Below are 22,028 nucleotides of genomic sequence, written 5' to 3'. Positions count from 1 at the left end.
CTCCGGGGCTCGCGCCCCGGAGGTTTTTTGTATGGGAACGCCATACAGGCACCTGTCGGCACGAAAACGCAGAGCCGGCGGCCTTGCGCCGGGCGAAGCCGCCGCTACCCTCGCCTTTTGCCAGGACCATCATGAGGGCAGGTCTTCTGATGGGCGGCAGACAGGCAGGCCGACCCGACGATGAACACCGATGAAGCCGCCTATTTCGAACGCCTGCGTCAGCTTCAGAGCGCGGCATGGCCGCCTGGGATCGCCCGCGATCCGCATTACCCCCTCGGCCCCATCGCGATCAGCGACCATCTGCGCGAATGGGCTCGGCGTCAGCCGGACAAACCAGCCTGCATCTTCTACGGACGCGCCATCACCTATCGCGAACTCGACGATCTGAGCGACCGCTTCGCAGGACTGCTGCACGAACATGGCGTGCGGCAGGGAGACCGGGTGGCGGTCTATCTGCCTAACTGCCCGCAATTCATCCTGGCCTTCTTCGGCATCCTCAAGCTCGGTGCGGTGCATGTGCCCGTGAACCCGATGTTTCGCGAAGCCGAACTCGCCTATGAACTCAACGATACGGGCGCGCGGGCCATTCTCTGCCTCGACAGCCTGATGCCACCGCTTCGGCAGGTGCGCGACCGGACGCAGGTTGAAGCCGTCTTCGTGACGAGTTTCGCCGAGATGCTGCCCGCCGAACCGAGCTTTCCCGTGCCCCCAGCGCTGGTGCAGCCCAAAGTCGCTTGCGAGGATGCCATCGATCTGCTGCCGGCGCTGGCCCGTGTGACGGCGCCGGCTCCCGCCTTCGCGCCGGATCTCGATGCGGTCGCTGCGCTGAACTATACCGGCGGCACGACGGGCATGCCGAAGGGCTGCATCCACACCCAGCGTGACATGCTCTACACCGCAGGAACGTCCCTGGCGGCGAGCTTCCAGCTCTCGCCCGACGATGTGGTGCTGAATTTCGTACCGATCTTCTGGATCGCCGGCGAGGACACCGGGCTGCTCTTTCCACTCGTCGCGGGCGCGACCCTCGTTTTGATGGCGCGCTGGGATGCGGTGGGCTTCATGACGGCGGTGGAGCGCCACAAGGCGAGCTTCGCCTATCTGCTCGTCGATAACGCGGTGGAAATTCTCGACCACCCCCGGACGCCATCCTTCGACCTAACCTCGCTGCGCAAGGTGCGCGTCTCGTCCTTCGTGAAGAAGCTCAATCCGGATTTTAGGGCCCGCTGGCGGGCACTGACGGGGGCCGACATGATCGAGGCCGCCTGGGGGATGACCGAAACCCACACGATGGACAGCTTCACCATCGGCATGCAGCAGGACAATTTCGACCTGCTGTCGCAGCCGGTCTTCGTCGGTCTGCCGGTGCCCGGCACCGATTTCAAGATCTGCGATTTCGACAGCGGCGCGCTGATGCCGTTGGGCGAGACCGGCGAAATCTGCGTGCGCACGCCTTCGCTGTTCAAGGGCTACTGGAACAAGCCCGAAGCCAGCGCCGAGGCGATCCGCAACGGCTTCCTGCATACGGGCGACATCGGTGTCATCGACGAGCAGGGCTATCTGCACTTTCTCGGGCGCCGCAAGGAGATGCTCAAGGTCAAGGGCATGAGCGTCTTCCCGGCCGAGATCGAGGCCATGCTCGGCCAGCATCCCGACATCGCCGGATCGGGCGTGATCGGCCGCGAGGATGCCGAGCGCGGGCAGGTGCCGGTCGCCTTCATCGCGCTTGGCGAACAGGCGGTGGGGCTGGACGAAGCGGCGCTCTCGGCCTGGTGCCGCGAGCGCATGGCCGGTTACAAGGTGCCCGAAATCAGGCTGGTCAAGGCCTTGCCAATGACGGCGACCGGCAAGGTCAAGAAGGAGGAGCTGCGAACCCTGCTGTGAGGGTCGCAGCCTGGCCCACGCTGTCGTCGCCAGCGCTTCATCGCAGATCGTCAGGAACAAATGTTGGAGCGGGCGATCGGGATCGAACCGACGACATTCAGCTTGGGAAGCTGACGTTCTACCACTGAACTACGCCCGCATGCGTCGGCGCGGCCCGGGGGCGGCGCGAAGCAGCATGTTCATAGCGCCTGATGCGGCGGGTGTCATCCGGGAATCGCGGGCGGCGCCATGCCAGGCGGCGTGCCGCGCTCAGTCGTGAAAATGCTTGGAGAGCTTGAGCGCCTGGCCCTGATAGTTCGACTTCAGCCCGGCGCCATAGAGCGCGGCGGGGCGGCTCGCCATCGCCTCATAGACCAGCCGGCCGACGATCTGGCCGTCCTCGATGATGAAGGGCACGTCGCGCGAGCGCACCTCGAGCACGGCGCGCGCGCCCTGCCCGCCGGCCCCGCTATGGCCGAAGCCGGGGTCAAAGAAACCGGCGTAATGCACGCGGAACTCGCCGACCAGCGCGTCGAAGGGCGTCATCTCCGCGGCATAATCCGGCGGGACATGCACGGCCTCCTTCGAGGCGAGGATGTAGAACTGGCCGGGATCGAGGATGAGCGCGCGCGAGCCGTCGCTGGGGATCGGCTCCCAGAATTCGGAAGCGCGGTAGGCACCGACGCGGTCGACGTCGATCAGCGCGGTGTGGTGCTTGCCGCGATAGCCGATCAGCCCGCCGAAGCCCGAGAGATCGACGCTGACGGCGACGCCGCCCTGGAAGGAAGGCTCGGCCGCCGTGACCAGCGTCTCGCTTTGATGAAGCTCGCCGAGCGCCCGGTCGTCGAGCCGGCTCTCGCCGGCGCGGAAGCGGATCTGCGAGAGGCGCGAGCCCGAGCGCACCAGCACCGGGAAGGTGCGCGGCGAGATCTCGATGAAGAGCGGCCCCTCATAGCCGTCCTCGACCAGATCGAATTCGCGGGCGCGGTCGGTGATGACGCGGGTGAAGACGTCGAGCCGGCCGGTCGAGCTCTTCGGGTTGGCCGCCGCCCGCAGGCCGGCGGGGAGCTTCAGCCCCTCCATCAGCTCGGCGATGTAGACGCAGCCCGTCTCCAGCACAGCGCCGCGAGTCAGGTCGATCTCGTGCAAGGCGAGCTCATCGAGCCGGCGCCTGACCGTCCGGTCCGGCCCCGGCAGGAAGCTGGCGCGGACGCGATAGGCCTTCTCCCCAAGGCGCAGATCGAGGCTGGCGGGCTGGATCTGTCCTTCGGCCGGCGGCTGGGCGAGGCGGATCGCCCCCGCCTCGACGAAGGCCTGGATGCAGTGGTCGGGCTGGATGCCGGGCTGGAAGGTCAGCATGCGAAATCCCGGAAGGACAATCGGTCACGCCTAGCGAAGCCCGACGCAAAGGCCAAGCGCGGACGCCGCCGCGAGGATGCGCGGAAGCGGGTTGTCCACGCGAGATTGACCGGCTGCGGCATTGACCCTTCCGCCCCGGCGTCGCTAACAAGTCTGCGGCCCGCCGGGCCGGGCGCATCAGGGACGGAGCCGTTCGCGATGTATCAGGCTGAGACGCAGGGCGTGCGGGTCACCGCCGTGCCGAGCTTCATGGAGGGCGAATCCTCCCCGGCGCAGGGCCGCTATTTCTGGGCCTATACTATCGAGATCCTCAATCTCTCGGCGCAGACCGTGCAGCTGATGAGCCGGCACTGGTTCATCACCGACGGGCGGGGCGAGGTCCATGAGGTGCGCGGCGAGGGCGTCGTCGGGCAGCAGCCGGTGCTGCGGCCGGGCGAGAGCTACAGCTACACCTCCGGCTGCCCGCTGATGACGCCGGACGGCTCGATGCGCGGCTTCTATGCCATGCTGGCGGAGGACGGCACGATCTTCGATGTCGAGGTGCCGCTGTTTCCGCTCGATTCCCCTTATGTGAAGAAGGTCCTCCATTGACCCTGTCCGCCTCCACGGGCCAGCGCCTGGCGCCGCTCGACATGCTCGCCCGGCTCGTCGCCTTCGATACGGTGAGCCACAAATCCAATCTGGAGCTGATCGCCTTCGTCGAGGACTATCTCGCGAGCTGGGGCGTCTCCTCGATCCGCATCCCGAACGCCACCGGCGACAAGGCGGCGCTGTTCGCCACGATCGGTCCCCCGGACCGGGGCGGCATCCTGCTCTCGGGGCACACCGACGTGGTGCCGGTGGAGGGCCAGGCCTGGAGCCGCGACCCGTTCACGCTGCATATCGAGGATGGCAAGGCCTATGGCCGCGGCGCGGTCGACATGAAGGGTTTCATCGCTCTGGCGCTGGCGCTCGTGCCGGATTTCCTGGCGGCGGATCTCAAGACGCCGATCCACCTCTTCTTCTCCTATGACGAGGAGGTGACCTGCCTCGGCGTCGTCGACGGCATCGCCCGCATGGGCGTGGATCTGCCGAAGCCCCGCGCCGTCATCGTCGGCGAGCCGACCTCGCTCGAACTCGCCGACGCCCATAAGGGCATCCGCACCTTCTTCACCACCATCACCGGCGCCGCCGCCCATTCCTCCAAGCCGCATCTGGGGGCGAGTGCCGTTCATGGCGGCATCCGGCTCTCGGCCGGGCTCGTGGCGATGGCCGACGAGCTGGAGGCCAGGCCCGACGGCAGCGGGCGCTTCGATCCGCCCTACGACACCGTCCATGTCGGCAAGTTCCATGGTGGCATCGCCCGCAACATCCTGGCCGATCGCTGCGACCTCTCCTGGGAGGTCCGCACGCTGCCGGGCTCCGATCCGGAGGACGTGCCGGCGCGCTTCGCCGCTTTGTCGCAGCAGGTGCTGGAGCGCATGCGCAAGACCGCGCCCTCGGCGACGATCGAAACCGTCATGAGCTCGGACGTGCCGGGGCTGGCGCCCGATCCGGGCTCGGAGGCCGAGACGCTGGTGATGCGGCTCGCCGGCCGCAACCGCACGATCGCGGTCGCCTATGCGACGGAGGCCGGGCATTTCCAGCGCGCGGGGCTGCCGACGATCGTCTGCGGGCCGGGCTCGATCGACCAGGCGCATCAGCCGGACGAGTACATCACGCTGGAGCAGTTCGCCGCGGGCGAGGCCTTCATGCGCAAGCTGATGGCGGAGTGCAGGGGGTAGGGTCCGCGCGGCGGCGACCTATCCGGCCGCCGCCTCCGCCTCGATCAGCCCGACCAGTTCGTCGAGCGCCGACAGCCGGGCGAGGCGGCGATAGCGCGGCGCGCCGACCGGCTCTTCGGCATGCTCCAGCGCCCAGGTCAGCTCGTGCGGGATGTGGACGGCCCAGGAGCCGGCGGCAAGCGCCGGCAGAACGTCCGATTTCAGCGAATTGCCGACCATCATCGCGCGCTGCGGGCCGTCGCCATGCCGCTCGAAGATGCGGCGATAGACCTCCGGCGTCTTGTCGCTGACGATCTCGACGCCGTGGAACAGCTCGCCGAGGCCGGACTGCGCCAGCTTGCGCTCCTGGTCGAAGAGATCGCCCTTGGTGATCAGGACAAGGCGATGCGTAGAAGCGAGCCGCTCCAGCGTCTCGCGCGCCTGCGGCAGGGTCTCGACCGGATGGGCCGCCATCTCGCGGCCGGCGGCCAGGATCTCGCCGATGACGGAAGCCGGCACGGTGCCGTCGGTGATCTCGATCGCGGTCTCGATCATCGAGAGCACGAAGCCCTTAATGCCGAAACCGTAGAAGGCGAGGTTGCGGCGCTCGGCCTCGAGCAGCCGCCCGGAGATTTCGGCCGCAGCGCCATGGGCACCAAGCAAAGCGACGAAGCGCTCCTCGGTCAGGCGGAAGAAGCGCTCGTTCTGCCAAAGGGTGTCGTCGGCGTCGAAGCCGATCGTGGTGATGGGGCGCGTCATCGATCCCGCTCCCTTCGGCCGTCGATCAGGCTTCGGCGGACATGCCGTCCTCGACCTCGCCGGGTGTAAAGACATAACGCCGCGAGCAGAATTCGCAGGTCACGGCGAGCTGCCCGTCATCGGCGACCATCGCCTTGCGATCCTCCGGCGAGAACCCGCGGAGCATGCCGAGCACACGCTCGCGCGAGCAGCGACACTCCTCGCGGACCAGAACCGGCTCGAAGACGCGGGCGCCGCGCTCGTGGAAGAGCCGGTAGAGCAGCCGCTCGCTCTCCAGCAGCGGGTCGAGCAGCTCGTGATCCTCGATCGTCTCGACGAGCGAGCGCGCTTCCGTCCAGGCGTCGTCATCGATGCCGTCCGGATCCGAGGCGGTCAGGATCTCGTGGCCCTGCGGCGCATCGCCGGGATGGATGTCGGCGGCCCGCAGCCGGTCGATGGAATGCGGCATGAACTGCACGAGCAGCCCGCCGGCGCGCCATTGCCGGCCTTGCCCGGTGACGATCGAACCGACGCCGAGGCGCACCCGGCTCGGAATCTGCTCGGACTGGCGGAAATACTGGTGCGCCGCCTCTTCCAGGCTCTGGCGCGTCAGCGCCACGAGGCCCTGATAGCGCGTGGCGACGGAGCCCTGGTCGACCGTCATGGCGAGGTGGCCCTCGCCCAGCAGATCGCCCGTCGAGAGCAGGCCTGCGGCCTCGGCCTCCGCCAGCCGCTCCGCATCGAAATGGGCGACGGCGCGGTAGACATCCGGCGCGTTGAAATCGACGACGAGCATCGAGATCGGCCCATCGCTCTTGGTCTGGAGCTGGAAGCGGCCCTCGAACTTCAGCGCCGTGCCGAGCAGGACGGTCAGAGCCGCCGCCTCGCCGAGGACTCGCGCCACGGCGTCGGGATAGCCATGCCGCGCGAGGATGGTGTCGATCGAGCTGCCGAGCCGCACGACACGGCCGCGCACGTCGAGATCGGGCACGGTGAAGGGGACGACGCGATCGTCCAGCGCCGAGACCTCCGCGCCGCTGTCAGTGCCGTCCATCAGGCGGAGACCCCGCCGAAGCACCAGGCGAGGATGCCCTTCTGCGCATGCAGGCGGTTCTCGGCCTCGTCGAAGACGGCCGATTGCGGGCCGTCCATGACGGCGTCGGTGACCTCCTCGCCGCGGCTGGCCGGCAGGCAGTGCATGAAGATGGCGTCCTTCTCGGCCCGGCCGAGCAGGCGCTCATCGACCTGGTAGGGCCTCAGCAGGTTGTGACGCGTGCCTTCCTCGTCGCCCATCGAGACCCAGCAATCGGTGATGACGCAGTCGGCCCCCTCGACGGCGGCCTCCGGCTTCGTGCTCAACGACAGCCGGGCGCCCTGGTCCTTCGCCCAGGCGAGCAGAGCCGGCGGCGGCGCCAGCTCCTCCGGCGTCGCGATGGCCAGTTCGAAATCGAGCCGGCCGGCGGCGTGGATCCAGGAGGTCAGCACGTTGTTGGTGTCGCCCGTCCAGGCGATGCGCTTGCCCCTGATCGGCCCCTTGCGTTCCTCGAAGGTCATGACGTCGGCCATGACCTGGCAGGGATGCTGGCGCTTGGTCAGCCCGTTGATCACCGGAACGGTAGCATGCTCCGCCATCTCGACCACGGCGTCATGGTCGAGCATGCGGATCATGATGGCGTCGACATAGCGCGAGAGCACGCGGGCGGTGTCGGCGATGGTCTCGCGCTCGCCGAGCTCGATCTCGCGACCGGTCACCATCATCGGCGAGCCGCCGAGTTCGCGGATCCCGACATCGAAGGAGACGCGGGTGCGCAAGGATGGCTGTTCGAAGACCATCGCCACGACCTTGCCCTCGAGCAGACGGTCGGCGGCGGCCGCCGGGGTGCGGCGGCGAGCCTTGATCTCCTCGCCGGCGCGCAGGATGGCGCGCAACTCGGTCGCGGAGAAATCGGAGAGATCGAGGAAATGGCGCGTCACGGGCGCATCCTTCGCTTGCCTGATGGGGGCGGGGCCGGAGCGGGCCGGCTCTATTCAGCCGCGGGCCGCTTCAGCGAGGCTTCGACGGCGCTCGCGGCGCGGTCGAGACGCGCGACGGCCTCAGTGACATCGGCCTCGCCGATGATCAGCGGCGGCAGCAGGCGCACGACATTGTCGCCGGCGCCGACGACGAGAAGGCCGGCGGCGCGGGCCTCGGTGACGAAATCGGTGTTCGGCGTGTGCAGCTTCAGGCCGAGCATCAGGCCCTCGCCGCGGATTTCGGCGATGACCTGCGGATGCCTGTCCTTGAGCTCGGCCAGCGACTGCTTCAGACGCAGCGCGATCTGCCCGACCTTCTCAATGAAGCCCGGCGCCAGCACGACGTCCAGCACCGCATTGCCGACCGCCATGGCGAGCGGGTTGCCGCCGAAGGTCGTGCCATGCGTGCCCAGCGTCATGCCAGAGGCAGCCTCTTCCGTGGCGAGGCAGGCGCCCATCGGAAAGCCGCCACCGATGCCCTTGGCGATCGACATGATGTCGGGCGTCACGCCCGAGAGCTCATGGGCGAAGAACTTGCCGGTGCGGCCCACGCCGGTCTGGATCTCGTCGAAGATCAGCAGCAGCCCGCGCTCGTCGCAGAGCGTGCGCAGGCCGCGCAGGCATTGCGGCGGCACCGAGCGCAGACCGCCCTCGCCCTGGATCGGCTCGATCATGATCGCGGCCGTCTCATCGGTGATCGCGGCCTCGAGCGCCGCATGGTCGCCGAACGCGACCTGGTCGAAGCCGTCGACCTTGGGCCCGAAGCCTTCGATGTATTTCTGCTGGCCGCCGGCCGCGATCGTCGCCAGCGTGCGGCCGTGGAAGGCGCCCTCGAAGGTGATGATGCGGTAGCGCTCGGGATGGCCCTTCGCGGCATGGTATTTCCGCGCCATCTTGATGGCGGCCTCATTGGCCTCGGCCCCCGAATTGGCGAAGAAGACGCGCTGCGCGAAGGTCGCCTCGCAGAGGCGCCGCGCCAGCTTCTCGCCCTCCGGCATCGTGTAGAGGTTGGAGGTGTGCCAGATCTTCCCGGCTTGGGTCGTCAGCGCCTCGACCAGATGCGGATGGGCGTGGCCGAGCGCATTGACCGCGATGCCCGCGCCGAAATCGAGATAGCGGGTGCCGTCGGCGGTGATCGACCAGGGACCTTCGCCCCGCTCGAAGGCGACGGGCGCGCGCGCATAGGTCGGCAGCAGGACGGAGGGAGCGGCGGAAGCGGAAACGGGGGCAGAGGCCATGGGATGCGATCCTCGCGACGGCGATGGTGAAAACGGAATGGCGCCGGACTGAAAACGGTGGTCCGGGCGAGACGGCGCCAAAAGGGTGGCGGCCGAACGCGACCCGGCGACGACGTTATCGTCGCAGCCAGAGTCCGGTTTCTCGTCGCGCCGTCATCCGCATCGCTGCAAAGCCCTGATCCGCAAAACATAAGCGCCGCCCGAGAGGGCGGCGGCGTCGTTGCCGAACTATGCTAAAGGGCGCCGCCTCTGTCAATTCCGCAGCGGCCCGGCCCAGATTCCGCTGCCGGGAGGCAGTGTTGCCGAAAGGATTCGGTTTCGGGCGGATCGTCGAATCGACTGGGGAAAAAGCGATTTCCGATTCGCCGACTCTTGTCGCCGAGTCAGGGCATCTTGTAGGGTCGGCTTCGTCAGATACGACATTTCGTGCGGCGACCCCAGTATCCGTCAGTTTCGACTGTCACGGCTCCCGTCTTCGACGGGCGCCGGGGATATCGGATTCCGCCACGATCCGCCCATAGGACGGCTCCGCCAGGGGCCGGCCGAGATGACAGGTGAGCCGATGAACGAAGCCGGAGCATGGACGGAAGAGCGCGTCGAGCTTTTGAAGAAGCTCTGGAGCGACGGGCTCAGCGCCAGCCAGATCGCCGCCGAGCTCGGCAGCGTGACCCGCAACGCGGTGATCGGAAAGGTCCATCGCCTCGGCCTCTCCGGGCGCGCCAAGAACCCGGCCGCCGCAAGCACCCCGCGCGCGGCCGCCCCCCGCAAGGCCCCGACCCGCTCGCCGAGCCATCCGATGGGCGGCCCGTCGTCCAATCCGGGCGCGATGACGCGCGGCGCCAATGCGCTCGCGCCGCAATATGCGCCCGAGCCGGAGGCCCAGGCCGAGCCGGAGCCTGCCCCGTCGGAGGATGTGGTGATCCCCTTCTCCGAGCGCGTCACCATCATGGATCTGCGCGAATATATGTGCCGCTGGCCGATGGGTGACCCGACGACCGCTGAGTTCCGCTTCTGCGGCAGCCGCTCGCAGACCGGACTGCCCTATTGCAGCTACCATTCCCGCATCGCCTATCAGCCGGCGGCAGACCGCCGCCGCGATCGCAGCAAGGTTCGCGCCTGAGCGCAGCGCCTTCGTCTGATGCAGAAAAGCCGGCCTCGCGGCCGGCTTTTTCGTTGCGTGGACGCGGCCTCAGCGATGCTGGCGCCGGCCCAGCATTTCGAGGCGGCGGCTCCAGCGCGAGAGGGCGAAGCAGATCAGCCAGTAGATCGAGCCCGAGAAGACATAGGCTTCCATGTTCATGCCGACCCAGGCGGGGTCGGCCAGCGAGGCCTGGGCGATGCCGAGCAGGTCGAGGATCGAGACGACGAGCACGAGCGTCGTGTTTTTCACCAGCGCGATGAATTCGTTCGTCATCGCAGGCAGCGAGATCCGCAGTGCCTGGGGCAGGATGATCAGCCCCGTCGCCTTCCAGTAGGTCAGGCCGAGCGCGGTCGCGGCCTCGCGCTGGCCGGGAGGCAGCGCCTGCAGGCCCCCGCGCACCGCTTCGGCCATATAGGCCGCGATGACGAGGCCGAGCCCGATGACGGCGCGCGCCAGCCGGTCGATGCCGACGCCGCCGGGCAGGATCAGCGGCAGCAGGAGCGAGGCGAGGAAGATCACCGCGATGATCGGCACGCCGCGCCAGAACTCGATGAAGAGCACGCTGACCAGCCGGACCACCTTCAACTGCGACTGGCGCCCGAGCGCGAGCAGGATGCCGAGCGGGATCGCGATCAGGCTGGCATAGACCGAGATGAACAGGGTCAGCATCAGCCCGCCCCATTCGCGCGTCTCGACCCAGCGCAGGCCGAAGCCGCCCGCGAGCAGCCAGATCCCGAGAGGCGGCAGCACGACCAGCGTTGCGATCGCCAGTTTCAGTCTGAGGCGCTGCGGGGCGAGGACGATAGCCGCAATGGCGAGCACGAAGAGGATGCCGGCGAGATCGGCGCGCCAGCGTTCGCCCTGCGGGTAGAGCCCGTACATGAACTGGCCGAAGCGCGCCTTCACGAAGACCCAGCAGGCGCCCCCGGCGGTGCAGTCGGCGCGCGTCGTGCCGCGCCAGCTCGCATCGATCAGCGCCCAGCGGATGATCGGGATCGCGAGCCAGGCGATCGCCGCCGCCAGCAGCAGGGTGACCACGGCCGTGGCGGGCGTGCCGAACAGGCGCTGGCGCCAGAGGGAGACGGAGGCCGCGCTCATCGCGTCACCAGGGCGATGCGGGCGTTGTACCAGTTCATGAAGGCCGAGACGGCGAGCCCGATGACGAGATAGACGGCGAGCGTCATCGCGATGATCTCGATCGCCTGGCCGGTGTTGTTAAGCGCCGAGCCCATGAACAGGCTGACCACGTCGGGATAGGCGATGGCCGCGCCGAAGGACGAGTTCTTCAGCACGTTGAGATACTGGTTGGTCAGCGGCGGGATCATCACCCGCAGCGCCTGCGGGATGACGACGAGCCTGAGGATGCGGCCCGGGCGCAGGCCGAGTGCCGCGGCCGCCTCGGTCTGGCCGCGGGGCACGGCCTGGATGCCGCCGCGCACGATCTCCGCGATGAAGCCCGCCGTATAGGTGACGAGCGCCGCCAGCAGGGCGACGAATTCGGGGATCACGACGAAGCCGCCCCGGTAGTTGAAGCCGCGCAGCACGGGCACGTCCCAGCCCGTCGCCAGGCTCGCCCAGGTCACGGCGAGCGCCGGCAGAAGCAGCACAAGCCCGACACCGACCGCCACAACCGGCGCGTCCTGTCCCGTGCGCTCCTTGCGGCGACGGGCCCAGGCGGCGACCAGCGCCTGAGCGATCCAGGACAGAAGGATCGCCGCGACCGCCCAGCGGAACACGCCGGGCGCCTCGGGCAGCGGGATGGTGAGGCCGCGATTGTTGAGGAAGGCGACGCCGAAGACGCTGACGCTGTCGCGCGGCGCGGGCAGGGCGGCGATGACGCCGAAATACCAGAACAGCACGAAGAAGAGCAGCGGGATGTTGCGGACGAACTCGATATAGGCGCCGGCGATCGTCGAGAGCAGCCAGTGCGAGGAGAGCCGCGCGATGCCGACGAGGAAGCCGAGCGCGGTGGCGAGAGCGATGGCGACGACCGTCACCAGCAGGGTGTTGGCGACGCCGGCCCAGAACAGGTCCAACACGGTGCTGGAGCGGGTGTAGCCCGTCAGCACGAAGGGCACGTCGATGCCCGAATTGCGCCAGAGGAAGTCGAAGCCCGAGGCGATGCCGGCCTTGACCATGTTCTCCGAGGCGTTGCGCACGAAGAACACGGTCAGGGCCGCGAGCCCGAGCAGCAGCGCGGCCTGATAGACCACGTCGCGCACGCGCTTGTCGTTGAGGAGGGCGAGGGCTCTGGTCAAGAAGCGGCGCCAAGGGATCGTTGGGCGTCATTCTCGGGCGCAGCGTCGCTGCGACCCGAGAAGCTCATGACGCGGAGGCTGGTTTCCGAGATGGTCGGGTCAAGCCCGACCATGACGAGAGGCTCTCACTGGAAGGGCGGGGTGAAGAGCAGGCCGCCCTTGGTCCAGAGCTGGTTCTGGCCGCGCTCGAGCTTCAGCGGCGAGCCCATGCCGACGGTGCGCTCGAAGCTCTCGCCGTAATTCCCGACCTGCTTGATGGCGTTGTACATCCAGTCGTTGGAGAGCCCCATCATCGCGCCGAAATTGCCCTCGACGCCGAGCAGGCGGCGGACTTCCGAGTTTTTCGAGCTCGCCTTCATCTGGTCGACATTGGCGGAGGTGACGCCCAGCATCTCGGCGGCGATGGTGCCGTTCAGCACCCAGCGCACGATGAGCTGCCAGCGCTCGTCGCCCCAGCGGGTCACGGGGCCCTGCGGATCGTTCGAGATCGGCTGGGTCAGGATGATGTGGTCGCCGGGGACCTTGAGCTTGACGCGCTGGCCGGCGAGCGCGCCGACGCCGGCGGTGTAGGCGTCGCAGCGGCCGGCGTCATAGGCGGCGATGGCGTCGTCGTTCTTCTGGAAATTGGTGATGGTGACCTTGAGGTTGCGCTCCAGGAACCAGTCGGAGGCGTTCTTCTCCTCGGTCGAGCCGGCGGCGACGCAGATCGAGGCGCCGTCGAGATCGGCCGCGCTCTTGGCGTTGGTCGCCTTGCGGACGATGAAGGTCTGGCCCTCGTAAAAATTGATGCCCTGGAAGTTCAGGCCGAGCGAGGCGTTGCGCGAGAAGGTGATCGTCGAGTTGCGCGAGAGCAGGTCGACCTGGCCCGACTGCAGGATCGGCCAGCGCTGCTGCACCGAGGTCGGCGTGAACTTGACCTTCTTGGCATCGCCGAGGACGGCGGCGGCCAGCGCCTTGCAATAGTCGACGTCGAGGCCGGTCCACTCGCCCTTGTCGTCGGCGAAGGAGAAGCCGGGCAGGCCGAGATGCACGCCGCATTCGATGTGGCCGCGGGCCTTGATCGCATCGAGCGTCGGGCTCGGGGCAAGCTGCTGGGCGCTCGCTAGGGAGGCGCTCGCCGCCAAAGCGGCGGTGGCCGCCAGAACTGTCTTCATCATCGTCGTCTCTCCCCCGGGCCCGTTGCGGCCTTCGGCTTCTCGAAGGGCGCGACTATGCAACAGCCGGGCCGGCGGCGGTAGAGCGGGCCAAGGCGATTTTCAGCTGCCGAAAACGGTGTTGAGCTGGCTGCCGACCATGATGAAGGTGGTGCGCTTGGGCACCTCCTTGAGCCGGACGGCGCCGATATAGGTCATCGCCGAGCGCACGCCCCCCATCAGCTCCTGCATCGTGCCCTCGACCGGGCCGCGATAGGGCACCTCGACGGTCTTGCCCTCGGAGGCGCGGTATTTGGCGACGCCGCCGGAATAGCGCTTCATCGCCGTGTCCGAGGACATGCCGTAGAAGGTCATGCCGACGGGCACCTTCTCGCCGTCGCGTTCCTCGTAGCGGATGTCGCCTTCGCATTCGTCATGACCGGCGAGCATGCCGCCGAGCATCATGAAGTCGGCGCCGGCGCCATAGCCCTTGGCGAGGTCGCCCGGCACGGTGACGCCGCCATCGCCGCAGACCAGGCCCTTGAGCCCATGGGCGGCATCGGCGCATTCGATGATCGCCGAGAGCTGCGGATAGCCGACGCCGGTCATCTTGCGGGTGGTGCAGACGGAGCCGGGGCCGATGCCGACCTTGACGATGTCGGCGCCGGCCAGGATCAGCGCCTCGGTCATGTCGCCGGTGACGACATTGCCCGCCATGATGACGGCATCGGGATACTCGTCCCGGGTCGCCTTGACGGTCTCGACGAATTTCTCGGTGTAGCCATTGGCGACATCGAGGCAGATCTTGTCGATCGGCGACTGGGCGTGGACCCGGGCGAGCTTGTCGTGGTCCGCCTCGGTGGTGCCGAGCGAGAAGAAGGCGTTGACCGATTCCGGCTCGCGGAAGAAGGCGGCGAGTTCGTCGGGGCCGTAATGCTTGTGCAGCGCCACCATGGCGCCGTGGCGGAACAGGGCACGCGCCATCTGCATGGTGCCGACGACGTCCATGTTCGCTGCGATCAGCGGAAACCCCGTCCAGTCGCGGCCCGTATGGGCGAAGCGGAAGGAGCGGAAGACGTCGACCTCGGCGCGGCTGCCGAGCGTCGAGCGCTTGGGGCGGATCAGGACGTCGCGGAAATCGAGCTTCGGGTCGTTCTCGATGCGCATGGGCGGCTCCTTCGCGTCGGGACTGCACGCGCGCGACTGAGGCCGGATCGGGCCCGCGTGCGCCGATTCATAACCCCGGCGGCGGCTGCCGGGCAATGCAGGGGGCGGGTCTCGTCAGGGTGCGGCCGGCTCGCGCGGCAGGGTCCGGGCGTTCTTGCGGATGGTGTAGAGCGTCGCGCCGATCACGATGGCCGCCCCGATCCAGGTCGACAGCGCGGGAATCTCGGCGAAGAAGACGAAGCCGGTGAAGCTCGCCAGCAGCAAGCGGCTGAAATCGAGCGGGGCGAGCGCTGCCGCCTCGCCGACCTGATAGGCCCGCGTGATCAGCCACTGCCCGGCCGTGCCGAACAGGCTGAGCACGATCAGCCAGAACCATTGCGTGGCATCGGGCGGCACCCACCAGAGCCAGGTCGGGATGGCCAGCGCGACCATCATCACCATGCCCTGCCAGATCAGGATCGTGTCGGTGCGCTCGGTCGCAGCCAGCATGCGGACACTGACGGTGATGCCGGCATTGAGCAGCGCGCCGGCCACCGCGAGCAGGGCGAAGGTATCGAGCCCCTCGCTGCTGGGCTTGAGCATGACCAGCACGCCAAGGAAGCCGATCACGGTCGCGATCCAGCGACGCGCGTCGACGACCTCCTTCAGGACGATGACCGCGGCGATGGTGACGAAGAGCACCTGGCTGAAGCCGATCGCCGTCGCCTGCGCCAGCGGGATCTGGATGACGGCGGTGAAGCCGCAGAGCATGGCGGTCAGCGTCAGGATGCTGCGGATGACCTGCAGGCCCGGCCGGCGCGTGCGCAGCATCGGCCGCAGGCCGCCGCGCGACATCGCGAGCAGCACGAGGCTCATCACGATCTGGCGGATCAGCAGGATTTGCACCAGCGGGATCACCCCGCCGACATGCTTGATGGCGCCGACCATCACCGCATAGACCAAGAGCGCCGCCATCATATAGGCAGAGCCGCGCAGATTGGGGCTGGCAACGCTCCACCAACGCGTCAGGCGGGCCCGCCGGGAACGCACGGCACCCACGGCTGCAGCCGGCTCGAGCGTGGGAGGCGGCTCTCGGCTTGCGACAGGCTCCGCCGTGTCGAGGACGCGCGGGGGTGGCTCGATTTCGGCCGAACCCTCGCCTTGCGCCAGGCGATCTTCGCGCCCGGTCTGCCGTTCTTCGCTCATCGTCCTCGACCGTCGGCAACGGGCGTCGCGGCCCGGCCGGGTGTTCCCCCATGAGAGTGATCGAGGAAATCGCGGAGTCGCGCCAGAGCCGGCCGCACATGCCGGGGTTGTGTCGCGGCGATGCGCCGGAGGGACAGATGCGGCATGTGCCGCCCGGACTTTCGCGCTTCGCGCCTGCGGTCTAGGAGGGCACCGCCTCGCCACCACGCCGGAGCCTGCATGTCGGCCGCTTCCCGATCCGCTTTCCCGAGCACGCGCCCGGCCGTCGCGCCGGGCGTCGCGAGCCGGGCGGGCCGCCTGCGGTGAGGACCCTGCTGAGCGATTTCGTCGAAGGTTTGCGCGGGCTGCATCCGGCGCGCTTTCCCTATCGGCGCTTCGCGCTGGCGCTGCTGATCGGCGGGCTGGGCGGCTATCTCTTCGTGCTGGGGCGGCTGCCTTTGCCCTGGATGCTGGGCTCGATGGTGGCGTGCACGGCGGCCGCGCTGCTGCGCTGGCCGGTGGCGGCCCCCTCCGTCATCCGCCCGCCGATGACGATGGTGATCGGCGTGATGCTCGGCGCCGGCTTCAAGCCGGAGGTGATCGCGCAGCTGCCGAACTGGCTGCCGACGCTGGCCGGGCTCGTGCTGTTCATGATCGCCTGCGCCCTCGCCTGCGTCGCCTATTTCAGAAAGGTCGCGGGGTTCGATCCGATCACCGCCTTCTTCGCCGGCATGCCGGGCGGGCTGATCGAGATGGTGACGCTCGGCGAAGAGAAGGGCGGCGATGCGCGCATCATCGCGCTGATCCACTCCGCCCGCATCCTGCTGGTGGTGATGACGCTGCCCTTCATCGTGCAGTGGATCGGCGGCGTGCCGATCGGCGGCAACCGCGTCGCCGGGCCCTCCGTCTTCGCGACCCCGCTCCTGGCCGAACTCGTCCTGCTCGCCTGCGGCATCGCGGGGATCGTGCTGGGCGAATGGCTGCGTCTGCCGGCGAAGTTCCTGCTCGGGCCGATGATCGTCAGCGCGATCGTCCATGTCTCGGGTCTGAGCGACTCGGTGCCGCCCTTCGAGATCGTCAACGCCGCCCAGTTGATCCTCGGCATCACCATCGGCTGCCGCTTCGTCGGCACGGCGCCGCGCACCATCCTGCGGGTGCTGGCGCTGTCGGCCGGTTCGACCGTGATCCTGCTGTCGCTGACGCTCGCCTTCGCCTGGCTGGTCGCGAAAGTCTCGGTGCATGGGCATGTGCCGCTGATCCTGGCCTATTCGCCTGGTGGGCTGGCCGAGATGAGCCTGATCGCGCTGGCGCTGCACACTGAGGTGGCCTTCGTGGCCGCCCACCACATAATCCGGGTCTTCCTGGTGATGATCAGCGCCGGGCCGTTGTTCGGGCTGCTCATCGGGCGCGGCCCCTCCAAACCGGGCTCTTAGCTCAGGCCCGGGCCGCGGCGAGGCCCCGTTCCAGCCCCTCAGCCAGGGCCTGGCGCTGACGATCCAGGAAAGCCGCCCCATTGAGGCGCTGGCGATCGCCGGCCCGGATCGCGGCGAGCCGGGCGACCAGTTCATCCGCAAAGGCGCGGGGATCCTCGGCCTGCGTGACATTGGCCGGCATGTCGGAAAAACCACGGCAGGAGAGCGGCGTCGCGACCGCGGGCAATCCGAGAGCGAGCGCTTCCACCGTCTTGAGCTGAACGCCGGTGCCGGCGCGGCTGGTCAAAGCCACGATCCGGCAGGAGCGCAGGAAGGCGTCGGCGGCCGGGACGCGTCCGAGGAAGCGCACGCCAGGCGGTGCCGTCACGCCCGGCGGCAGCCGGCCCGCGACCGCGACGGTCACATCCGGCGGCAGGAGCGGGCAGACCTCGCGCAGGAACCAGTCGAGGCCGATGAAATTGGGCGTCCAGGTCCAGGTGCCGATGAGCCCAACGTCGTGAGCCGGCTCCGGCTCGGCGACCGCGGCCGTCTCCGGCGCCGCCGCGACAGGGAGCAGGGGCAGCGCGGCCGAGCGGGCCGCCAGCGCGGGGCCGAGGGCGGCGCGATCCTCCTCCGCCAGCGTCCAGACGAAGCGGCAGTCGCGCCAGAGCCTGCGCTCGATCTGCTCCAGCAGGCGCGCCTCGCGCCGATAGAGCCGCTTCAGCACGGGATTGCGGGCATGGTTGGCGCTCTGGCCCGCCGAGACATATTCGATGTTGTGCTCGACCAGCAGGCAGGGGGCGAGACGGAGCAGATCCGGAAAGGCGCCGGGCAGCATGACCGAATTCAGCACGATGGCGTCGAAAGGGCCTTCGGCGCGGACCGTCTCGACGAGGCGGCCGGCGCCCGCCAGGCGCAGCTTGGCGCAGGCGACGGGCAGGCGCAGGCGCAGGGCGGCCGCGATCCAGCGCAGGCGCAGGCCGGGGGACGCCACGGCGTTTTCGATCTCGGTCCTGGCGATGATGCGGGAACGGTCCGGATCGGCCGGCTCCTCGCCCGGCCGCAGGAAGCCGAAGGCCGTGACCTCGTGCCCGGCGCCGCGCAGGGCGTCGAGGATCGCGGCATTGGCGATCTCGAAGCCGGTGTCGGGCCGGGCGACGGGAACCAGTGCGGTGAGGAAGGCGAGACGCAAGGGAAGAAGCCCGGCCGGAGAACCATCTGCGGCGCACACCGCAGTCGCAGCAAGGCCTCGCCCGCGGGCGCGGGTCAAGCGCGGCGCGCGAGCATGATCAACGCTTCATGGCCCGGTCCACCGCCGATCCAGCCATCGCGATCACGGAACCTTAAGCGCGGCGGGCGATGATGGACGCGATGAATGCCCTCGACCCGATCCGCAACCGCGCCGCTGCGCTCTTCACGACGCCGGAGCCCTTCAGCGTACTCGCCAGCTCTCCCGAGGCTACGCTGGCGGGTGTCGACAGCGTCGTCTGCGTACCGACCTTTCGCCGGCCCGACCTGCTCGAGGCGACATTGCGCTCGCTCGCGGCCCAGCAGGGCGGGCATGATGTCGCTATCATCGTCGTCGAGAACGAAGGCATTGAACAGGCTGGTGCGCAACGCGCCGCGTCCCTGCTCGCGCAGGGGCTGTTCAAGGGGTTCGTCATCGTCGAACCGCGTCAGGGCAACTGCAAGGCCTACAACGCCGCCTGGCGCTGCGCGCTGACGCGCTTTCCGGCGCTGAAGCAGGTTCTGGGCATCGACGATGACGAGACCGCGACGCCGCTCTGGCTCGACGCCTTCCTGAAGGCTGCGCGTAGCGCCCCGGCCGAGTTGTTCGGCGGCTCGGTGACGCCGGACTTTGAGGATTCCTCGCGCGCCTGGCTCTCCGCCCACCCGGTCTTCCGCTCTCATTATGCCGCCTCAGGCCCGATTCCGATCCTGTTCTCGAGCGCGAATTATTTGATCCGGCGAGAGGTGCTGGAGCGGCTCGGATACCCGTTCCTCGACGAGCGTTTCGACTTCACCGGTGGCGGCGACAGCGATTTCTTCACGCGGGCGAAAGCGGCCGGCTTCCGCTTCTGGTGGGTGCAGGAGGCGGCGCAGCGCGAGACGATGCCGGCCCGGCGCAGCGAATTCGGCTGGATCCAGGCCCGCGCCCTGCGCAACGGCGCGATCTCCGCGGCCATCGAGCGGCGGCTGCGTCCGGGAACCTCCGGCCGGCTGCGCGTGCTGGCCAAGTCGCTGGCGCTCCTCGGCGCCAGCCTGCCGCGCGGCCTCGCGCTCGGCCTGAAGACGGGGTCTGCCGTGATCGGCCTCTATCACGCACAGGTGGCGGCCGGACGCCTGCTGTCGGAGTTCGGCGTCGCCAACGAGCAGTACCGCAAGCCGGAAGCGAATTGAGGCCGGTGCTCAGGCCTCGTTGACGACGAAGCCGCGCAGCTTGTCGGCCTGTTCGCCGAGCGCCGCCGTCGCGCTGGCGAGATCGCCCTCGCCGACCGCGCCCTCGCGCAGGACGAGGACGATGTCGTCCGCGACCTCGGCGAAGCGAAGCGCGAGACCGTCCGTCCCGACCGCGCCGCCATCGATGATGATCGGGCCGAAACGGCGGGCCTTCTCTAAGAAGCCGCTCCCGATCTGCTCGACGCCGACCAGATCGGTCCGGCCGACGCGGGGCAGGAAGAACAGGCCGGTGCCCTCGTCCTGCAGCGCCGCACGCACGAGCCCGACCTTGCCCGTGACGATGTCGTGGAGCCCGAACTGAGCCTCCGGTGCATAGATACGGGTCAGGGATTCCTCGCCCAGGCTCGCATCGACCAGCATCGCCGGCAGGCCGGCCTGCGCCGCATCGAGCGCGAGATTCAGCGCGAGCGTCGAGGCGCCCGCATGGGGACGCAGGGCGAGCACCAGAACCCGCCGATGGTCGCCGCCGGAAGCTTGCGCCGCGAGGGCGGAGCGCACCGTCCGCACCGCCTTGGCGAAGCCGGCATTCGGCTTGTCGAGCACATCGACCAGATGCGTCTTCGCCTGGAAGACCGAGCGGATCTCGCCATCATCACGGCGCCAGCGGCGGTGGCGGACGGCCGGCAACGTCGCCAGCAGCGGGGCGGCGGCGGTCCGCAGCAGATCGGGCACGCGCTCGGCCTGCCCACCGTTGATCGCGACGAGGCGACGCCAGCCGGCCTTGGCCGCCGCAGGACGCGGCGCGACGGCCACGGCCGATGGCACCGCCATCAGCGGGGCCGGGACGGGCTTCGCTTCGGCTGGAGCGGCGGCCGCAGGCGGCTGGGCCGCTTCGCTCTCCTCCGCCTGTCGGACGGGGCGCCGCGGAAGGGGCAGCGGGCCGAACAGAGCGAGCCCGAGCGCCAGCGCGACACCGGCCCCGCCGCCGGCGATGCCGCCGAGCAGCGCCAGCGTGCGCCGGCTGATGCCGCTTTTCTCGAGCGGCGGCATGGCGGCGCCGATGACGCGCGCATTGGTGGTATCGATGCCGGCGAGCTCGCCCGTCTCGCGGGCGCGACGCAGGAAGGCGTCGTAGACGACGCGCGAGGATTCGACCTCGCGCTCGAGCTCCCGCAGCTCGACCGAGGCGCGGCTGGCGGCATATTGCGAGGCCGTCAGCTGATCGACACGGCGCGCGATCTGGCGCTCGGCCTCGACGGCGCGATCCAGCTCGACCTTGGCGGACCGAGCGATGCGGGAGAGTTCGTCCGAGATCTGGCGCCGCGCGTCGCGGGTCTGGGCCTGGGCGGCGGCGAGGGCGGGGTGGCGGGCGCCGAGCGAGGCGAGCAGGTCGGCCTCCTTGGCCAGGGCCGCGCCGAGCTGGGCACGCAGCGCCGTCATGGTGTTGGAGGCGACGGCCTCGGGGATCGCGCCGGCCTCGATGCCCGCCGGACGGGTGGCGATGATCTGGTCGTATTTGGCGCGCGCCTCGGTGACGCGGGTGCGCGACGCGACGAGCTGGGCGTTGTTGAGCGCGAGCTGCTCCTCCGTCATCGAGCGGCCGGCGCCGACTCCGACGATGTTGTTGGCCTCCTTGTAGCGCTCGGCCTTGTCCTCGGCCGTGCGCAGGCGGTTGCGCAGCTCCTCGAGGCGCGAGGTCAGCGAGGCGGTGGCGCGCTGGGCGGCCTCGGCCCGGACCTTGGCCTGGTTTTCGAGATAGGTCTCGGCCAGGGCATTGGCGATGCGGGCGGCTTTGGCGGCCTCGCGCGAGGTAACCGAGATGTCGATGACGAAGGTGCGCTCGCCGCGGCGGACGCTGACGTTCCGGTCGAGGGCCGCCAGCGCATAGACGAGCCCGTCATGATCGGGCGCGCCGCTCTTCGGCCACCACTCGGCGATCAGGCGGCCCAATCCCGATTTCGGGGCCTCGCCACCGAATTCCGGGTCCTTGTCCAGCCCCTCGCTCCAGACCACCGGCGTCTTGATGCTATCGGAGGCGATAATGCGCGCCTGGCTCTCGAGATAGCTGGTGATCGAGGTCGGGTCGCCACCGGTCGCGTTGGGCGAGACTTCGTTCTGGAGCACGCGCAGGTCGCGCGGGTCGATGAAGAGCTGGGCGGTCGAGACGTATTTCGGCGGCAAGAGCAGGCTCGCCAGAGCGGCGAGCACGAGGCCGAGGACGGCGCAGAGCAGAATGAGCCCCTTGCGCGCCCAGAGGGTCCGGACAACCCAGGCCGGATCGGTGAGCTTCGCCATGACGGCCGGCACCGCCGCGGGCGCGGCCCGGCGCTCGCGGCGATCACGCCTCGGCTCCGGCTCGCTGACGGCGGTCTCGTTGGTGAACATGACGCTACGCTTCACTCT

18 protein-coding genes and 1 tRNA gene are annotated in these 22,028 nt (G+C 69.0%); 6 read left to right on the top strand and 13 right to left on the bottom strand.

The genetic code is table 11. From position 1 onward, the window contains the following. Window positions 1-180: 180 nt before the first annotated feature. Window positions 181-1,881: an AMP-binding protein gene (locus AX750_RS19045; RefSeq protein ID WP_066718892.1), complete on the top strand. Its 1,701-nt coding sequence runs from the start codon at window positions 181-183 to the stop codon at window positions 1,879-1,881. A 64-nt stretch (window positions 1,882-1,945) separates the two neighbouring features. Here AX750_RS19045 and AX750_RS19040 read toward each other — a convergent pair. Together AX750_RS19040 and AX750_RS19035 are read right to left on the bottom strand one after the other, a co-directional pair. Further along, a tRNA-Gly gene (locus AX750_RS19040) sits at window positions 1,946-2,020 on the bottom strand. Window positions 2,021-2,130: 110 nt separating this feature from the next. Beyond that, complete coding sequence (locus tag AX750_RS19035; RefSeq protein WP_066718895.1) at window positions 2,131-3,219, bottom strand: 2'-deoxycytidine 5'-triphosphate deaminase; 1,089 nt, start codon at window positions 3,217-3,219, stop codon at window positions 2,131-2,133. A 198-nt stretch (window positions 3,220-3,417) separates the two neighbouring features. Between AX750_RS19035 and apaG the strand changes: the two genes are divergently transcribed. Further along, window positions 3,418-3,810: a Co2+/Mg2+ efflux protein ApaG gene (gene apaG / locus AX750_RS19030; protein ID WP_066718897.1), complete on the top strand. Its 393-nt coding sequence runs from the start codon at window positions 3,418-3,420 to the stop codon at window positions 3,808-3,810. Beyond that, on the top strand, window positions 3,807-4,982 hold the full coding sequence (argE, locus tag AX750_RS19025; protein ID WP_066718899.1) for an acetylornithine deacetylase: 1,176 nt from the start codon (window positions 3,807-3,809) through the stop codon (window positions 4,980-4,982). Before apaG ends, argE begins: the two co-directional genes overlap by 4 nt. Window positions 4,983-5,000: 18 nt before the next feature. Here the strand turns inward: argE and AX750_RS19020 are convergent, their stop codons facing one another. Genes AX750_RS19020 through AX750_RS19005 form a run of 4 tightly spaced genes read right to left on the bottom strand, consistent with a single transcriptional unit; the run spans window position 5,001 to window position 8,950 of the window. Next, the gene (locus AX750_RS19020) at window positions 5,001-5,720 is read right to left on the bottom strand and encodes an HAD family hydrolase (RefSeq protein WP_066718902.1); all 720 of its coding nucleotides are present in this window, start codon (window positions 5,718-5,720) and stop codon (window positions 5,001-5,003) included. Window positions 5,721-5,745: 25 nt separating this feature from the next. Then, window positions 5,746-6,753: an Hsp33 family molecular chaperone gene (locus AX750_RS19015; protein WP_066718904.1), complete on the bottom strand. Its 1,008-nt coding sequence runs from the start codon at window positions 6,751-6,753 to the stop codon at window positions 5,746-5,748. Further along, window positions 6,753-7,673 carry an ornithine carbamoyltransferase gene (gene argF, locus AX750_RS19010; RefSeq protein WP_245282448.1) on the bottom strand — a complete coding sequence of 307 codons (921 nt, stop codon included), beginning with the start codon at window positions 7,671-7,673 and terminating at the stop codon, window positions 6,753-6,755. The genes AX750_RS19015 and argF overlap by 1 nt, the downstream gene beginning before the upstream one ends. Window positions 7,674-7,723: 50 nt before the next feature. Then, on the bottom strand, window positions 7,724-8,950 hold the full coding sequence (locus AX750_RS19005) for an aspartate aminotransferase family protein (protein ID WP_066718911.1): 1,227 nt from the start codon (window positions 8,948-8,950) through the stop codon (window positions 7,724-7,726). 562 nt (window positions 8,951-9,512) lie between these two features. Here AX750_RS19005 and AX750_RS19000 point away from each other — a divergent pair. Beyond that, window positions 9,513-10,070, top strand: coding sequence for a GcrA family cell cycle regulator (locus tag AX750_RS19000; protein ID WP_066718914.1), 558 nt, complete (start codon window positions 9,513-9,515; stop codon window positions 10,068-10,070). Between the two features lie 69 nt (window positions 10,071-10,139). Here the strand turns inward: AX750_RS19000 and AX750_RS18995 are convergent, their stop codons facing one another. The 5 genes from AX750_RS18995 to AX750_RS18975 all read right to left on the bottom strand — a co-directional run bounded on the left by AX750_RS18995 (window position 10,140) and on the right by AX750_RS18975 (window position 15,834). After that, window positions 10,140-11,189, bottom strand: coding sequence for an amino acid ABC transporter permease (locus AX750_RS18995; protein ID WP_066718917.1), 1,050 nt, complete (start codon window positions 11,187-11,189; stop codon window positions 10,140-10,142). Then, window positions 11,186-12,349: an ABC transporter permease subunit gene (locus AX750_RS18990; protein WP_156446482.1), complete on the bottom strand. Its 1,164-nt coding sequence runs from the start codon at window positions 12,347-12,349 to the stop codon at window positions 11,186-11,188. The genes AX750_RS18995 and AX750_RS18990 overlap by 4 nt, the downstream gene beginning before the upstream one ends. 125 nt (window positions 12,350-12,474) lie before the next feature. Further along, window positions 12,475-13,506 (bottom strand): amino acid ABC transporter substrate-binding protein, encoded by a 1,032-nt coding sequence (locus tag AX750_RS18985; RefSeq protein WP_197426569.1) that lies wholly within the window; start codon window positions 13,504-13,506, stop codon window positions 12,475-12,477. A 99-nt stretch (window positions 13,507-13,605) separates the two neighbouring features. Beyond that, window positions 13,606-14,649 carry a GMP reductase gene (locus AX750_RS18980; RefSeq protein ID WP_066718923.1) on the bottom strand — a complete coding sequence of 348 codons (1,044 nt, stop codon included), beginning with the start codon at window positions 14,647-14,649 and terminating at the stop codon, window positions 13,606-13,608. 114 nt (window positions 14,650-14,763) lie between these two features. Next, window positions 14,764-15,834, bottom strand: a complete 1,071-nt coding sequence (locus tag AX750_RS18975) for a DMT family transporter (protein WP_067254853.1) — start codon at window positions 15,832-15,834, stop codon at window positions 14,764-14,766. 302 nt (window positions 15,835-16,136) lie between these two features. Here AX750_RS18975 and AX750_RS18970 point away from each other — a divergent pair, with 302 nt between their 5' ends. Further along, window positions 16,137-17,246 (top strand): AbrB family transcriptional regulator, encoded by a 1,110-nt coding sequence (locus tag AX750_RS18970; protein ID WP_245282447.1) that lies wholly within the window; start codon window positions 16,137-16,139, stop codon window positions 17,244-17,246. A 1-nt stretch (window position 17,247) separates the two neighbouring features. Here AX750_RS18970 and AX750_RS18965 read toward each other — a convergent pair whose 3' ends face one another. Beyond that, window positions 17,248-18,417, bottom strand: coding sequence for a glycosyltransferase (locus AX750_RS18965; RefSeq protein ID WP_066718929.1), 1,170 nt, complete (start codon window positions 18,415-18,417; stop codon window positions 17,248-17,250). Between the two features lie 179 nt (window positions 18,418-18,596). Between AX750_RS18965 and AX750_RS18960 the strand changes: the two genes are divergently transcribed. Then, window positions 18,597-19,625, top strand: coding sequence for a glycosyltransferase (locus tag AX750_RS18960; RefSeq protein ID WP_082735346.1), 1,029 nt, complete (start codon window positions 18,597-18,599; stop codon window positions 19,623-19,625). Window positions 19,626-19,634: 9 nt separating this feature from the next. On the opposite strand, the gene AX750_RS18955 is transcribed toward AX750_RS18960, so the two are convergent. Beyond that, window positions 19,635-22,025, bottom strand: coding sequence for a Wzz/FepE/Etk N-terminal domain-containing protein (locus AX750_RS18955; RefSeq protein WP_156446483.1), 2,391 nt, complete (start codon window positions 22,023-22,025; stop codon window positions 19,635-19,637). Window positions 22,026-22,028: the final 3 nt, after the last annotated feature.

Source organism: Methylobacterium sp. CCH7-A2, assembly GCF_001557075.1.
Lineage (GTDB): Bacteria > Pseudomonadota > Alphaproteobacteria > Rhizobiales > Beijerinckiaceae > Allobosea > Allobosea massiliensis.
Note: the sequence above shows the minus strand (reverse complement) of the source record. Positions and strands in the feature narration are given on the sequence as shown.

Excerpts from the sequence above, each read along its gene's own strand:
- AX750_RS19000 (WP_066718914.1), top strand. The coding sequence starts at position 9,513 with ATGAACGAAGCCGGAGCATGGACGGAAGAGCGCGTCGAGCTTTTGAAG.
- AX750_RS18985 (WP_197426569.1), bottom strand. The coding sequence starts at position 13,506 with ATGATGAAGACAGTTCTGGCGGCCACCGCCGCTTTGGCGGCGAGCGCC.
- AX750_RS19045 (WP_066718892.1), top strand. The coding sequence starts at position 181 with ATGAACACCGATGAAGCCGCCTATTTCGAACGCCTGCGTCAGCTTCAG.
- AX750_RS19020 (WP_066718902.1), bottom strand. The coding sequence starts at position 5,720 with ATGACGCGCCCCATCACCACGATCGGCTTCGACGCCGACGACACCCTT.
- AX750_RS19035 (WP_066718895.1), bottom strand. The coding sequence starts at position 3,219 with ATGCTGACCTTCCAGCCCGGCATCCAGCCCGACCACTGCATCCAGGCC.
- AX750_RS18975 (WP_067254853.1), bottom strand. The coding sequence starts at position 15,834 with ATGAGCGAAGAACGGCAGACCGGGCGCGAAGATCGCCTGGCGCAAGGC.
- AX750_RS19005 (WP_066718911.1), bottom strand. The coding sequence starts at position 8,950 with ATGGCCTCTGCCCCCGTTTCCGCTTCCGCCGCTCCCTCCGTCCTGCTG.
- apaG (WP_066718897.1), top strand. The coding sequence starts at position 3,418 with ATGTATCAGGCTGAGACGCAGGGCGTGCGGGTCACCGCCGTGCCGAGC.
- AX750_RS18995 (WP_066718917.1), bottom strand. The coding sequence starts at position 11,189 with ATGAGCGCGGCCTCCGTCTCCCTCTGGCGCCAGCGCCTGTTCGGCACG.
- AX750_RS18980 (WP_066718923.1), bottom strand. The coding sequence starts at position 14,649 with ATGCGCATCGAGAACGACCCGAAGCTCGATTTCCGCGACGTCCTGATC.
- AX750_RS18960 (WP_082735346.1), top strand. The coding sequence starts at position 18,597 with ATGAATGCCCTCGACCCGATCCGCAACCGCGCCGCTGCGCTCTTCACG.
- AX750_RS19015 (WP_066718904.1), bottom strand. The coding sequence starts at position 6,753 with ATGGACGGCACTGACAGCGGCGCGGAGGTCTCGGCGCTGGACGATCGC.